This is a genomic window from Streptomyces sp. DH12, assembly GCF_020873895.1.
GTDB lineage: Bacteria > Actinomycetota > Actinomycetes > Streptomycetales > Streptomycetaceae > Streptomyces.
Genome location: NZ_JAHWGT010000038.1, coordinates 51989 through 66312 on the forward strand (window position 1 = coordinate 51989; position 14324 = coordinate 66312).

Below are 14324 nucleotides of genomic sequence, written 5' to 3' on the forward strand. Positions count from 1 at the left end.
CCATGGCACGACGCGGAATCCTCGGGCGCTCCAAGCGCCAGTACAAGGACCCCGAGCCGCACCCGTCCGGCGCCCGCCCGCCGGGGCTTCCCGGCGAGCTCGTGCCCGGACACGTCGCGATCGTCATGGACGGCAACGGCCGCTGGGCCAAGGAGCGCGGCCTGCCCCGCACCGAGGGGCACAAGGTCGGCGCCGAGCGGGTGCTGGACGTGCTCCAGGGCGCCATCGAGGCGGGCGTCGGCAGCATCTCCCTGTACGCCTTCTCCACCGAGAACTGGCGGCGCTCCCCGGACGAGGTGCGCTTCCTGATGAACTTCAACCGGGACTTCATCCGCAAGACCCGCGACCAGCTCGACGAGCTCGGCATCCGGGTCCGCTGGGTCGGCCGGATGCCCAAGCTGTGGAAGTCGGTCGCCCAGGAGCTCCAGATCGCCCAGGAGCAGACCAAGGACAACGACCGGCTCACCCTGTACTTCTGCATGAACTACGGCGGCCGTGCCGAGATCGCGGACGCGGCGCAGGCCCTCGCGGCGGACGTGAAGGCGGGCCGGCTCGACCCGTCGAAGGTCACGGAGAAGACCTTCGCCAAGTACCTGTACTACGCGGACATGCCGGACGTCGACCTGTTCCTGCGGCCGAGCGGCGAGCAGCGCACCTCCAACTACCTGCTGTGGCAGAGCGCCTACGCCGAGATGGTCTTCCAGGACGTGCTGTGGCCGGACTTCGACCGCCGCGACCTGTGGCGGGCCTGCCTGGAGTACGCCCAGCGCGACCGCCGCTTCGGCGGCGCGGTGCCCAACGAGCAGCTCCTCGCCATGGAGGCCGCGATGCGCGGCGACGGGACGGCCGTCGCCGAGGGCTGAGGCGCCCCGCCGGGGGCACGGGAAGGGCGCGGCACCCCAGGGGTGCCGCGCCCTTCCGCGTGGGTTCCCCGCCGGTCCGGGGGGCGGCCCGGGTCCGCCCGGGTCAGTTCCCGGCCGCCGCGCACTCCGCGCAGGTGCCGAAGATCTCCACCGTGTGCGCCACGTTGACGAAGCCGTGCTCCGCCGCGACGGCCTCGGCCCACTCCTCGACGGCCGGCCCCTCGACCTCCACGGCCTTGCCGCAGCCGCGGCACACCAGGTGGTGGTGGTGCTCACCGGTCGAGCAGCGGCGGTAGACGGCCTCGCCCTCGCTGGTGCGCAGCACGTCGACCTCGCCCGCGTCCGCGAGCGACTGCAGCGTGCGGTAGACCGTCGTCAGGCCCACGGAGTCACCGCGGTGCTTGAGCATGTCGTGCAGCTCCTGCGCGCTGCGGAACTCGTCCACCTCGCTCAGCGCCGCCGCAACGGCGGCGCGCTGCCGGGTCGATCGGCCGCGTACGCCGGATCCTGCCGTTGCCACAGGTGCCTCCTTGCCTTCGGCCCGCTCACGCGTACGTCGTGTGTCGTACGTCCGCTTTCCGTCCGGCCATTCTGCCAGGCCCCGCGACGGGGCCCGGCCGCCGTGATCGGTGGGCCCGGCCTGATCGGATCAGACCCTGACGTCGTCGGCGGCGCCCGCGGAGGGCCGGGCGTCGTGTCCGTGCGCCTCCGCGGCCTCCCGGGCGGCCCGGGCGCGCCGCCGGGCCAGCGGCGCGGCCAGCGCGGCGAACAGGACGAACACGGCGATGGCCAGCAGCACGATCGTCGCGCCGGGCGGCACGTCCTGGTAGTACGTCGTGACGGTGCCGGTCAGGGAGACCGCCGTGCCGATGAGGACCGCCACCGCGAAGGTCGACCGGAAGCTGCGGGTCAGCTGCTGGGCGGCCGCGACCGGGACCACCATCAGCGCGCTGACCAGCAGCAGCCCGACGACCCGCATGGCGACGGTCACGGTGACGGCGGCCGTCACGGCGACGAGCAGGTTCAGCGCCCGCACCGGCAGGCCGGTCACGCGCGCGAACTCCTCGTCCTGGCTGATCGCGAAGAGCTGGCGGCGCAGTCCCAGCGAGACCGCCAGGACGAACCCGGCGAGTACGCAGATCGCCGTCACGTCCTCGGCGGAGACGGTCGCGAGGGAGCCGAAGAGGTAGCTCATGAGGTTGGCGTTGGAGCCGTCGGGCGAGAGGCTGGTCAGCATCACGCCGCCGGCCATGCCGCCGTAGAAGAGCAGCGCCAGCGCGATGTCGCCGCGCGTCCGCCCGTACATGCGGATCAGCTCCATCAGCACGGCGCCGGCGATCGAGACGAGGCCGGCGACCCACACGGGGTTGGCCGACATCAGGAAGCCGAGGCCCACGCCGGTCATCGCGACGTGGCCGATCCCGTCGCCCATGAGGGCCTGCCGCCGCTGCACGAGGTGGATGCCGACGGCGGGCGCCGTGACGCCCACCAGGAGGGCGGCGAGGAGCGCCCGCTGCATGAACGCGTGGTCGAGGATTTCCATGGTCAGGTGAGCAGTCCCGTGCGGAGCGGCTCGTCGGCCGCGTGCGGATGTACGTGGTCGTGGCCGGGGAGCGCGTGCTGGCCGACGGCTTCCGGGGGTGGGCCGTCGTGGACGACGCACCCGTCGCGCAGGACGACCGCCCGGTCGATCAGCGGATCCAGCGGGCCCAGCTCGTGCAGGACCAGCAGCACGGTCGTGCCGCCGCCGACCTGCTCGCGCAGGGTCGCGGCGAGGACCTCCTGGCTCGCCAGGTCGACGCCGGCCATCGGCTCGTCCATGATCAGCAGCTCGGGCTCGGAAGCGAGCGCGCGGGCGATCAGGACCCGCTGGTGCTGGCCGCCGGAGAGCGCCCACACCGAGTCCCCGGCCCGGTCGCCCAGGACGACGAGCTCGATGGCCCGGTCCACGGCCCTCCGGTCGGCCCGGGAGGGCCACCGCAGCATCCCGGTGCGGGAGAGGCGGCCCGAGGAGACGACCTCGCGGACGGTGGCGGGCACGCCGCTGGCCGCGGTGGTGCGCTGCGGCACGTAGCCGACGCGCGCCCAGTCGCGGAAGCGGCGCAGCTCGGTGCCGAAGAGGGATATCGCGCCGCCGGTGAGCGGCACCTGGCCGATCACGGACCGTACGGCGGTCGACTTGCCCGAGCCGTTCGCGCCGAGCAGGGCGACGACCTCGCCGCGGTGGACGGCGAAGTCGACGCCGCGCAGCACGGGGCGTGCGCCGAGCGCGGCCGTGGCCGCCCGGACCGAGATGACGGGCTCGCTGCTCACCGTGCCTCCATGGGGTGTGCCGGAAGGGAGGGTCGGGTCACTTGGCGCCGAGGGCCTTTTCGAGGGCCGCCAGGTTGGCCCGCATGACCGCGAGGTAGTCAGCGCCCTTGGACCGGTCGGTGATTCCCTCCAGCGGGTCGAGGACGTCCGTCTTCAGCCCGGTGTCGGCGGCGAGGGTCTTCGCGGTCCGGTCGCTGGCGAGGGTCTCGAAGAAGACGGTGGTGACCTTCTCCTTCTTGGCGATGGCCTGGAGCTCCTTGATCCGCGCGGGGCTCGGCTCGGACTCGGGGTCGAGGCCGGAGATGCTCTCCTGGTCCAGGCCGTACCGCTCGGCGAGGTAGCCGAAGGCGGAGTGGGTGGAGATGAAGGTCCGGGTGGTGGTGTTCTTCAGGCCGTCCCGGAACGCGGTGTCCAGGGCGCCGAGCTTCTTCACGAGCTCGTCGGCGTTCTTGCGGTAGGTGGCGGCGTTGTCCGGGTCGGCCTTGGCGAGGGAGGCGCCGACGCCCTTGGCGACCTCCGCGTACTTCACCGGGTCCAGCCAGATGTGCGGGTCGGCCCCGGCCTCGCCCTCGTGGGCGTGGTCGTGGGACTCCTCGGCGTGGGTCTCCCCGGCGTGCGACTCCCCGGCGTGCGACTCCTCGGCGTGGGGCCCGTCGGTGTGCGCCTCGCCCTCGTGCGCGCCGTGGTCGTGGCCGTCGACCGCGGTGCCGTGCGACTCCAGGGTGGTCAGGGTGGCCGCGTCGACGGTGTCGGCCACGCCCGCCTGCCTGACCGCGTCGTCGACGGCGGGCTGCAGGCCCTTGAGGTAGAGGATGTAGTCGGCCTCGCCGAGTTCGGCGATCTGGCGCGTCTTGAGCTCCAGGTCGTGCGGCTCGACCCCGGGCTTGGTGAGGGTGGTCACCGAGACCTTGTCGCCGCCGATCTGCTCGGCCAGGAACTGCATCGGGTAGAACGACGCCACAACGTCCAGTTTGCCGTCCTTGTCCGCCTTCGCACCTCCGGAGGACCCGGCGCAGGCGGAGAGGGTGAGCAGGCCGAGGAGGGCGGCGCCGGCGGTCGCGGTGGTGGATATGGGGCGTCGTACGTTCATGACACTCATTTTCAGTCTTCCTGGAAACGATTGTCAACAAAGTGGCCAAGTGGCCCCCGCCACCCACCGATTTGATCCCGGGGGTGCGCCCGCCGCTAATCTGAGGCATTCGCCGTTCGCCGTCGTCGTTATGAAGAGAGCACCGTGGCCGCCGACAAGATCGACACCATCGTCAGCCTGAGCAAGCGCCGTGGCTTCGTCTACCCCTGCAGCGAGATCTACGGCGGCCAGAAGGCCGCCTGGGACTACGGGCCGCTCGGTGTGGAGCTGAAGGAGAACATCAAGCGCCAGTGGTGGCGCTACATGGTCACCTCCCGGGAGGACGTCGTCGGTCTCGACTCGTCGGTGATCCTCGCCTCCGAGGTGTGGGAAGCCTCCGGCCACGTGGCGACCTTCTCGGACCCGCTCACCGAGTGCACCTCCTGCCACAAGCGCTACCGCGCGGACCACCTGGAGGAGGCGTACGAGGAGAAGCACGGCCGCCTCCCCGCGAACGGCCTCGCCGACCTGAACTGCCCCAACTGCGGCAACAAGGGCCAGTTCACGGAGCCGAAGCAGTTCTCCGGACTCCTCGCCACCCACCTCGGCCCCACCCAGGACTCGGGCTCGATCGCCTACCTGCGCCCCGAGACCGCCCAGGGCATCTTCACCAACTTCGCCCAGGTGCAGCAGACCTCGCGCAAGAAGCCGCCGTTCGGCATCGCGCAGATGGGCAAGTCCTTCCGGAACGAGATCACTCCGGGCAACTTCATCTTCCGGACGCGTGAGTTCGAGCAGATGGAGATGGAGTTCTTCGTCAAGCCGGGGGAGGACGAGACCTGGCAGGAGTACTGGATGGAGCAGCGCTGGAACTGGTACACCGGCCTGGGCCTCCGCGAGGAGAACATGCGCTGGTACGAGCACCCGCAGGAGAAGCTCTCCCACTACTCGAAGCGCACCGCCGACATCGAGTACCGCTTCCGCTTCGGCGGCAACGAGTGGGGCGAGCTGGAGGGCGTCGCCAACCGCACCGACTACGACCTGTCGGCCCACGCCAAGGCGTCCGGCACCGACCTGACGTACTTCGACCAGGAGGCCGGCGAGCGCTGGACCCCCTACGTCATCGAGCCGGCCGCCGGTGTCGGCCGCGCCATGCTGGCCTTCCTCCTCGACGCGTACGTCGAGGACGAGGCGCCCAACGCCAAGGGCAAGATGGAGAAGCGCACCTCGCTGCGGCTCGACCCCCGCCTCGCCCCGGTCAAGGTCGCGGTCCTGCCGCTCTCCCGCAACCCGGAGCTGTCGCCGAAGGCCAAGGGCCTCGCCGCCGACCTGCGCCAGAACTGGAACATCGAGTTCGACGACGCGGGCGCGATCGGCCGCCGCTACCGCCGCCAGGACGAGATCGGCACGCCGTACTGCGTCACCGTCGACTTCGACACCCTCGAGGACAACGCCGTGACGGTCCGCGAGCGCGACTCGATGAAGCAGGAGCGCGTCTCCCTCGACCAGATCCAGGGCTACCTCGCCACCCGTCTGATCGGCTGCTGACGCACCACCGCGACGCACACCAGCGGCGGAGCCCCCGGAACCTCGGGACCGGGGGCTCCGCCGTGTCCGCCCGGAGGCGGCGGGGAAATCCGGGTGCCCGCGCGCCGCGCGGGCGCTACGGTCGTCCCCATGTTCTTCCACCTCCCGTTCTACGAGTGAGAGGGCGCCGGGCCGGTTCGGTCCGAGGCGCCCCGACCAGTCACACCCGGACGATTTCTCACCCCCAGGGAGACCCCCATGGCCAAGAGCCGCAACAACCTGCTCGGCGTCGGAGGACAGCGCGGAAAGCTGTCCCGTGGAGACCGGCAGGGCTCCGCGCCCTCGCCGGACGCCGCCGAGCGCCGGACGGCCGCCGCCGAGGCGAAGCAGGAGCTGCTGCGCAAGATGCGCGAGCGGGTCGGCGCGGATGACGAGCAGGAGTCGTCGGAGCAGCAGGAGTCGCAGAAGTAGGTGCGGCGGGAGCGGCGGGGCTGAGCGCCCCTGCCGTCTCGCCGTGGGCCCGGCCGTCCCGTGGGGGCGGCCGGGCCCACGTCCGTCGCGGGGCCCACGTCCGTCGCGGGGTCCGCGTCCCCGCGGCGCCCCCCGAGGGGCGGGGCCCGGTCGGAGCGGCGGGGGCGGGCCGGGAGGGCGGGCGTCGGGGAGGGGCGCCCGGGGAGCGCGCGCGGTACGGGACAATGGGGGGCATGACCGCGTTCAGCCCCCTCTCCATCGGCCCGCACACCGTGCAGCCGCCGGTGGTGCTCGCCCCGATGGCCGGTATCACCAACGCCCCGTTCCGCACCCTGTGCCGTGAGTTCTCCGGCGGCAAGGGCCTGTTCGTGAGCGAGATGATCACCACCCGGGCGCTGGTCGAACGCAACGAGAAGACCATGCAGCTCATCCACTTCGACGCCACCGAGACCCCGCGCTCGATCCAGCTGTACGGAGTGGACCCGGTCACCGTCGGCAAGGCGGTCCGCATGATCGTGGACGAGGGCCTCGCCGACCACATCGACCTGAACTTCGGCTGCCCCGTGCCCAAGGTCACCCGCAAGGGCGGCGGCTCGGCGCTCCCCTACAAGCGGCCGCTGCTGCGGGCGATCCTGCACGAGGCGGTCACCAACGCCGGTGACCTGCCCGTCACGATGAAGATGCGCAAGGGCATCGACGACGACCACATCACATACCTCGACGCCGGGCGGATCGCCGTCGAGGAGGGCGTCACGGCCATCGCCCTGCACGGCCGCACGGCGGCCCAGCACTACGGCGGCACGGCCGACTGGGACGCCATCGCCCGGCTGAAGGAGCACGTCCCGGAGATCCCGGTGCTCGGCAACGGCGACATCTGGTGTGCCGACGACGCCCTGCGGATGATGCGCGCGACCGGCTGCGACGGGGTGGTCGTGGGGCGCGGCTGCCTGGGCCGGCCGTGGCTTTTCGGCGACCTGGTGGCGGCCTTCGAGGGCGGCGGGGCGCCGGCGGCCCCCGGCCTGCGGGAGGTCGCGGACGTCATGGTGCGCCACGCGCGGCTGCTGGGGGAGTGGATCGGCGACGAGTCGCGCGGTGTCATCGACTTCCGCAAGCACGTGGCCTGGTACCTGAAGGGCTTCGCGGTCGGGTCGGAGATGCGCAAGCGGTTGGCGGTCACCTCGTCGCTGGACGAGTTGCGCGCTCAGTTGAGCGAGCTGGACCTGGACCAGCCGTGGCCGGCGGGGGCCGACGGTCCGCGCGGCCGGACGTCCGGAAACAACCGGGTGGTCCTGCCCGACGGCTGGTTGAAGGACCCGTACGACTGCGCCGCCATCAGCGCGGATGCCGAGTCGGACACCTCCGGGGGCTGATCGGCGGGTGGTTTCCGACGTCCGGATCGTGGACGCCGGGGGCCGCGGACGGCGTGATTCTCGCCACCCCTGATCGGGCGGTCGCTCAGATGAGCGTGAATGGGGTGGCTGTACTTCTCAAAGGGTGGCACTCAGTGCCACCCTTTGAGCGTTCAAGAAGTGAAGACAAATGTGCGGGGTGCACGCTCGGATGAGCGGTCTTTGGGGACTTCTTGACCATGGGGCTTCAAGGGGTGAACCCTCCCCGGTCGCCGCTGACACTGAGACGTGACTTTCGATCTGCTGGCGGACGGGTGGTTAAGGCCGCATGACGCGCAGGCGTACCTCCCCAGAAGCCTTCGATCTGGGTATGTTCCTCGCCGTCAGGGCAGCCACGTCGTCCTCGAGGAGTCGAGACCCGTGTCGGAAAACAAAGATCAGAAGTTCGTGTACGACTTCACCGAGGGCAACAAGGACCTCAAGGACCTTCTCGGCGGCAAGGGTGCCAACCTCGCCGAGATGACCAACCTGGGTCTCCCGGTGCCTCCGGGCTTCACGATCACCACCGAAGCGTGCAAGGTCTACCTGGAGAGCGGCGCCGAGCCGGCCGCCCTCCGCGACGAGGTCAGCTCCCACCTCGACGCCCTCGAGCGGAAGATGGGCAAGAAGCTCGGCCAGGCCGACGACCCGCTGCTCGTCTCCGTCCGCTCCGGTGCGAAGTTCTCCATGCCCGGCATGATGGACACGGTCCTCAACATCGGCCTCTCCGACGCGTCGGTCGAGGGCCTCGCGCAGCAGTCCGGCGACGAGCGGTTCGCCTGGGACTCCTACCGGCGCCTCATCCAGATGTTCGGCAAGACCGTTCTCGGCGTGGACGGCGAGCTGTTCGAGGAGGCCCTCGAGGAGGCGAAGCACGCCAAGGGCGTCACGGTCGACACCGACCTGGCGGCCGACGACCTCAAGGCGCTCGTCGAGCGGTTCAAGGGGATCGTCGCGGACGAGGCCGGCCGCGCCTTCCCGCAGGACCCGCGCGAGCAGATGGACCTCGCCATCAAGGCCGTCTTCGACTCCTGGAACGGCGACCGCGCCAAGCTGTACCGCCGCCAGGAGCGCATCCCGCACGACCTCGGCACCGCCGTCAACGTCTGCTCGATGGTCTTCGGCAACCTCGGCCCCGACTCCGGCACCGGCGTCGCCTTCACCCGCGACCCCGCCACCGGCCACCAGGGCGTCTACGGCGACTACCTGCAGAACGCGCAGGGCGAGGACGTCGTCGCCGGTATCCGCAACACCGTGCCGCTCGCCGACCTGGAGTCGATCGACAAGACGTCGTACGACCAGCTCATGGGCATCATGGAGACGCTGGAGAACCACTACAAGGACCTCTGCGACATCGAGTTCACCATCGAGCGCGGCCAGCTGTGGATGCTCCAGACCCGGGTCGGCAAGCGCACCGCCGCCGCGGCCTTCCGGATCGCCACCCAGCTGGTCGACCAGGGGCTCATCGACGAGGCCGAGGCGCTCCAGCGCGTCAACGGCGCCCAGCTGGCGCAGCTGATGTTCCCGCGCTTCGACGAGGACACGCAGGTGGAGAAGGTCGCCCGCGGCATCGCCGCCTCGCCGGGCGCCGCCGTCGGCAAGGCCGTCTTCGACTCGTACACCGCCGTCAAGTGGTCCAGGTCCGGCGAGAAGGTCATCCTCATCCGCCGTGAGACCAACCCCGACGACCTGGACGGCATGATCGCCGCCGAGGGCATCCTCACCTCGCGCGGCGGCAAGACCTCGCACGCCGCCGTGGTCGCCCGCGGCATGGGCAAGACCTGCGTCTGCGGAGCGGAGGAGCTGGAGGTCGACACCAAGCGCCGCCGGATGACCGTGCCCGGCGGGCGCGTCGTCGAGGAGGGCGACGTCGTCTCCATCGACGGCTCCACCGGCAAGGTGTACCTGGGCGAGGTACCCGTCGTACCGTCGCCGGTCGTCGAGTACTTCGAGGGCCGGATGCACGCCGGCGCCGACGACGCCGACGAGCTCGTCCAGGCGGTGCACCGGATCATGGCCTACGCGGACCGCGTCCGCCGGCTGCGCGTGCGGGCCAACGCCGACAACGCCGAGGACGCCTCGCGCGCCCGCCGGTTCGGCGCCCAGGGCATCGGCCTGTGCCGCACGGAGCACATGTTCCTCGGCGACCGCCGCCAGTACGTCGAGCGGCTCATCCTCGCCGACACCGACGCGGAGCGCGACGAGGCGCTGAAGGCGCTGCTGCCGCTGCAGAAGCAGGACTTCGTCGAGCTGTTCGAGTCGATGGACGGGCTGCCCGTCACCGTCCGCCTCCTCGACCCGCCGCTGCACGAGTTCCTCCCCGACATCACGGAGCTGTCGGTGCGCGTCGCCCTCGCCGAGGCGCGCAAGGAGCCGCACGAGAACGAGCTGCGCCTCCTCCAGGCCGTGCACCGGCTGCACGAGCAGAACCCGATGCTGGGTCTGCGCGGCGTCCGCCTCGGCCTGGTCATCCCCGGCCTGTTCACCATGCAGGTGCGGGCCATCGCCGAGGCCGCCGCCCAGCGCGTCGAGGCCAAGGGCGACCCGCGCGCCGAGATCATGATCCCGCTCGTGGGCACGGTCCAGGAGCTGGAGCTCGTCCGCGACGAGGCCGAGCAGGTCATCGCCGAGGTCCAGGCGGAGACCGGCGTGGAGCTGAAGCTCGCGCTCGGCACGATGATCGAGCTGCCGCGCGCCGCGGTCACCGCCGGTCAGATCGCCGAGTGCGCCGAGTTCTTCTCCTTCGGCACCAACGACCTCACCCAGACCGTGTGGGGCTTCTCCCGGGACGACGTGGAGGCCAGCTTCTTCACCGCCTACCTGGAGAAGGGCATCTTCGGGGTGTCGCCATTCGAGACGATCGACAAGGACGGCGTCGGCGCCCTGGTGCGCAGCGCGGCGGAGGCCGGCCGGGCCACCCGCCCCGACATCAAGCTCGGCGTCTGCGGCGAGCACGGCGGTGACCCGGAGTCGGTGCACTTCTTCCACGAGGTGGGCCTGGACTACGTCTCCTGCTCGCCCTTCCGCATCCCGGTGGCCCGCCTGGAGGCCGGCCGCGCCGCCGCCCGGTCCAGCGACAGCGACAGCCGCTAGACCACCCGGTCCCGCCCGCGGCGCCCCCGCGGCGGGACCCCCACGGCCCCGGAGCCGCCGTCTGTCACCCGACCCTCACCGATCGGCGGCGGCTCCGGACTGCAAGGAACGGGGCGGACACCTTGTGCGGAGGTGTCCGCCCCGTACTGTTTCGTCCTGTGCGGATATTTCCGGTTCCCCGGGGAAAGCGGTCTGTTGAATTCCGTGCCAGTTGAAGGACGGACTATTCACGGTGGATTGACTTCGCGTCAATTCCGGGGCTCCGCCCGGCAAACAAACGGGCGGAGCGCGGCCACCGGATCCCCACCCGCCGACCGCGCCCCATTACCCCTGCCAGACAGGAGAGCCGCAACCTTTCAGTCCCGCCGCCGGGCGTGAGAAGCCCCCCACGGTCTTCCGACACGCCACCTCGGTCCTGAAGGTTTCCCGTCCGACGGCGTACAGCTTTTCGGTTCCGACCCATCGGCCGCGAGGTGTTTCAACTGTGGCTGAAATGCCGTGGTAACAACCTGTGATGGCATGCATACTCATCGGTGGGGGGTGATTGCGGATGCAACAGGTGGGGGTTCAGTGCTTCGTATACATTTCACCGGTGCCGATCTCGCCGGGGTCCGGATGGCGGCCCGGCCGGACGCGCTGTGGGAAACGATTCTCAGCTTTCACCGTTTGCGCGACCGGCGCGGCGCCCTGGTCTACGGGGAATGGCGCTCCGAAACGCGGACGCGGTTGAACGGTGAAACGAGGCTCCTCGGAGCGCTCGTCCCGGCCCGCGGCTATTTCCCCGACTTCCTGACCCCGCCCGAGGGGCTGGACGGCCTCGACACGGCCCTGGAGGCGCTGCGCGCCACCCCGCCGGCCCGGATCCACACGGAGCTGTCCGTCCTCGCCGGGGAGCGCCCCGCGGCGGCCCCGCTGCCCTCCTGGGCGGCCTCGCTCGCCGAGGGCCGCCCGGAGCCCTTCAGCCGCCTCCTGGGGGCCCTGCGCGGGTACCACCGGGCCGCCGTCGAGCCGTACTGGACCTCCATACAGGCCCGGGTCGAGGCGGACCGCGCCGTCCGCGGGCGGGCGCTGCTCGACGGCGGCGCCGAGGAGCTGCTCGCCTCGCTCCCGCCGATGCTCCGCTGGCGCGCCCCGGTCCTGGAGGCGGACTACCCGGTCGACCGGGACGTCCGGCTCGACGGGCGCGGGCTGCTCCTCCAGCCGTCGTTCTTCTGCCGGGGGACCGCCGTCACCTACCGCGACCCGCGGCTGCCGCCGGTCCTCGTGTACCCGGTGACGCACGCCGAGGCCCCGGCCGCCGGCTGCGAGCACGGCGACGCCCCGCTCGGGCGGCTCGTCGGCCACACCCGTTCCGCCGTCCTCAAGGCCATCGGGCACGGCGGCACCACCAGCGAGCTGGCCCGCAGGGCCGGGGTGTCCCTCGCCTCCGCGAGCCAGCACGCCGGCGTCCTGCGCGACGCCGGGCTGGTCGTCACGCTGCGCCAGGGCAGCTCCGTGCTCCACACGCTGACGCCACTGGGCGCCGCCCTGCTGCACGGCGGCGCCCAGCCGGTCCGGGAGCGGCGCCGCCGCTACGCCCGGAAGGGCCCCGTCACCTCGTAGGTGATGCCGCCCGACGAACTGCCCGTGGTGCCGCGCTGGCTGGAGAAGTACAGCCGCCTGCCGTCGGGGGAGAAGGCCGGGCCGCAGATCTCCGAGCCCGACTGGCCGTTGATCCGCAGGAACGGCGCGACCACGTCGGCCGGTGTGATGACGCAGATCTCCATGTTGCCGCCGTCCTCGGCGACGTACAGGTCGCCGGAGGAGGTCCCGGTGACATTGTCGACGCCCGTCAGCGGGGCGGTGCCGCTCACCAGGGAGTCGTCGTAGGCCAGCTCGTAGGTGTTGTTGGCGAGGTTGAGCTGCCAGAGGCGGTTGTCGCCCTTGGTGGTGAACCAGAGGGTGTCGTTGGCGTAGTGGCAGCCCTCGCCGCCGCTGAACCGCTTGGCGCCCGAGACCTGGTCGCGGGTGTACGTGGGGGAGCCGTCGGGGTCGGGGACGGTGGCCCAGGTGAAGCTGCCGGACGTGGCGGTGCCGGCCTTCAGCACCTGGAGGGTGCCGGACGACAGGTCGCCCCAGGTGGTGGGGACGAAGCGGTACAGGCAGCCGTTGGACTCGTCCTCGGTCAGGTAGACGACCTTGCGGACGGGGTCGGCGGCGGCCGCCTCGTGCTTGAAGCGGCCCATCGCGTCCCGGCGGACGGCGGCGTTCACGCCGTACGGGTCGGTCTCGTAGACGTACCCGAGGCTGACCTCCTCGCAGGACAGCCAGGTGTTCCACGGAGTGCGCCCGCCCGCGCAGTTGGTGCGCGTGTTGGACAGGATGCGGTACGCGCCGGTGACCTGGCCCGTCGAGGAGAAGCGGACCGCGCTCGCGCCGCCGCCCGGGTTGATCTCCGAGTTGGAGACGTATATCCAACCGGTCCCGTCGGCGAAGCAGGCGCCGCCGTCGGGGGCGTTGTGCCAGGTGTAGGAGGTGGCGCCGACCTTCTGGCCGGACCGGGCGATCACCCTGCTGGTGAAGCCGGCCGGGAGCTGGATGCCGTTGGCGTCGGCGGGGCCGAGCGCTCCGTACGGCCCGGGGCCGGGCTGGGCGGGCGCCGCGTAGGCCGCTCCGCGCATCAGCGTGTAGCCGAAGGCGGCGGCGGCGCCGCCCGCGACAGCTCCGCGCAGGAAACCACGTCGTTCCACTTCGTCACTCCAGGGGCTTGTGACCGCCCCGCGCACCGGTCGGCGGCGGGGTCCGCGCTGCCGGAACCTAGGAGTCCCGGGTTGACGGTGCAGCAACAAGCGGTGAAGGGGAAGAAGAGTCGCGCGGTCGGTTCCACCGGGCCCCTCGCCGGTCGCTTCCGGAAGGGATCCGTCCGGGGGCGGTCCGGGGCCGGTCCCACGGCCGGTGCGCCGGCGCGCCGCCGGTGTGCCGCGGGCGTGCGGCGCACCGGCGGCGGCCGCGTGGCGGGCGTGCGGAAAAAGTTTCGGCTGTCGGCGATGAGTTCCGCGCGGCGGCCCGGTCTACCCCCCGTAAGCAGACGCACCACACGACAGCGCACCGGGAGCACCGGGCGCACCGGTCGCAGCAGAGGGAGAGACCCCGCCATGGCACAGATGATCTTCGTGAACCTGCCGGTCAAGGACCTGGAGACGACCAAGGCGTTCTGGGCGGAGCTCGGCTACTCCTTCGACCCGGAGTTCACCGACGACAACGCCGCCTGCATGGTCATCAGCGACACGATCTTCGCGATGCTCCTGACGGAGCCGTTCTTCAAGAACTTCACGAAGAAGGAGGTCGCCGACGCCTCCGCCACGACGGAGACCATCGTCGCGCTCAGCGCCGACACCCGCGCCCGGGTCGACGAGCTGGTCGACAAGGCGCTGGCGGCCGGCGGGTCCCCGGCCAACGACACGCAGGAGATGGGCGACTTCATGTACAGCCGCTCCTTCCAGGACCCCGACCACCACATCTGGGAGGTCGTGTGGATGGACCTGGAGGCCATGCGGGCGGCCCAGGGCTGACCCGCCCCCACTCCGCCGACCACCCGGGCGCGCCGGGACCGCGGTGGCC

12 protein-coding genes are annotated in these 14324 nt (G+C 71.5%); 7 read left to right on the plus strand and 5 right to left on the minus strand.

Translation table 11 applies throughout. The features are described from left to right. Window positions 1-2: 2 nt before the first annotated feature. Window positions 3-863 (plus strand): isoprenyl transferase, encoded by an 861-nt coding sequence (locus LPA54_RS27585; RefSeq protein WP_228982628.1) that lies wholly within the window; start codon window positions 3-5, stop codon window positions 861-863. A 103-nt stretch (window positions 864-966) separates the two neighbouring features. Here the strand turns inward: LPA54_RS27585 and LPA54_RS27590 are convergent, their stop codons facing one another. The 4 genes from LPA54_RS27590 to LPA54_RS27605 form a co-directional block, all read right to left on the minus strand. After that, a complete protein-coding gene (locus LPA54_RS27590) occupies window positions 967-1383 on the minus strand; it encodes a Fur family transcriptional regulator (RefSeq protein WP_228982602.1) in 417 nt (138 codons plus the stop codon). Window positions 1384-1512: 129 nt separating this feature from the next. Beyond that, entirely contained in the window at window positions 1513-2406 is an 894-nt protein-coding gene (locus LPA54_RS27595; protein ID WP_228982603.1) for a metal ABC transporter permease, read from the minus strand. 2 nt (window positions 2407-2408) lie between these two features. Then, window positions 2409-3176 (minus strand): metal ABC transporter ATP-binding protein, encoded by a 768-nt coding sequence (locus LPA54_RS27600; RefSeq protein WP_228982604.1) that lies wholly within the window; start codon window positions 3174-3176, stop codon window positions 2409-2411. A 37-nt stretch (window positions 3177-3213) separates the two neighbouring features. Further along, entirely contained in the window at window positions 3214-4266 is a 1053-nt protein-coding gene (locus LPA54_RS27605; RefSeq protein ID WP_228982605.1) for a metal ABC transporter substrate-binding protein, read from the minus strand. A gap of 144 nt (window positions 4267-4410) precedes the next feature. Here LPA54_RS27605 and LPA54_RS27610 point away from each other — a divergent pair, with 144 nt between their 5' ends. The 5 genes from LPA54_RS27610 to LPA54_RS27630 all read left to right on the plus strand — a co-directional run bounded on the left by LPA54_RS27610 (window position 4411) and on the right by LPA54_RS27630 (window position 12326). Continuing rightward, window positions 4411-5793, plus strand: coding sequence for a glycine--tRNA ligase (locus tag LPA54_RS27610; RefSeq protein WP_228982606.1), 1383 nt, complete (start codon window positions 4411-4413; stop codon window positions 5791-5793). A gap of 237 nt (window positions 5794-6030) precedes the next feature. Next, window positions 6031-6243 (plus strand): DUF6243 family protein, encoded by a 213-nt coding sequence (locus LPA54_RS27615; RefSeq protein ID WP_228982608.1) that lies wholly within the window; start codon window positions 6031-6033, stop codon window positions 6241-6243. Window positions 6244-6476: 233 nt separating this feature from the next. After that, the gene (dusB, locus tag LPA54_RS27620) at window positions 6477-7613 is read left to right on the plus strand and encodes a tRNA dihydrouridine synthase DusB (RefSeq protein ID WP_228982610.1); all 1137 of its coding nucleotides are present in this window, start codon (window positions 6477-6479) and stop codon (window positions 7611-7613) included. Between the two features lie 399 nt (window positions 7614-8012). Next, complete coding sequence (ppdK, locus tag LPA54_RS27625; protein WP_228982616.1) at window positions 8013-10724, plus strand: pyruvate, phosphate dikinase; 2712 nt, start codon at window positions 8013-8015, stop codon at window positions 10722-10724. 570 nt (window positions 10725-11294) lie between these two features. Further along, window positions 11295-12326 carry a helix-turn-helix transcriptional regulator gene (locus LPA54_RS27630; RefSeq protein WP_228982618.1) on the plus strand — a complete coding sequence of 344 codons (1032 nt, stop codon included), beginning with the start codon at window positions 11295-11297 and terminating at the stop codon, window positions 12324-12326. Here LPA54_RS27630 and LPA54_RS27635 read toward each other — a convergent pair. Beyond that, window positions 12296-13453 (minus strand): alkaline phosphatase PhoX, encoded by a 1158-nt coding sequence (locus LPA54_RS27635; RefSeq protein ID WP_228982619.1) that lies wholly within the window; start codon window positions 13451-13453, stop codon window positions 12296-12298. The two genes, LPA54_RS27630 and LPA54_RS27635, sit on opposite strands and share 31 nt — an antisense overlap. A gap of 405 nt (window positions 13454-13858) precedes the next feature. On the opposite strand from LPA54_RS27635, the gene LPA54_RS27640 reads away from it, so the two are divergent. Continuing rightward, a complete protein-coding gene (locus LPA54_RS27640; protein ID WP_228982621.1) occupies window positions 13859-14275 on the plus strand; it encodes a VOC family protein in 417 nt (138 codons plus the stop codon). Window positions 14276-14324 lie beyond the last annotated feature (49 nt).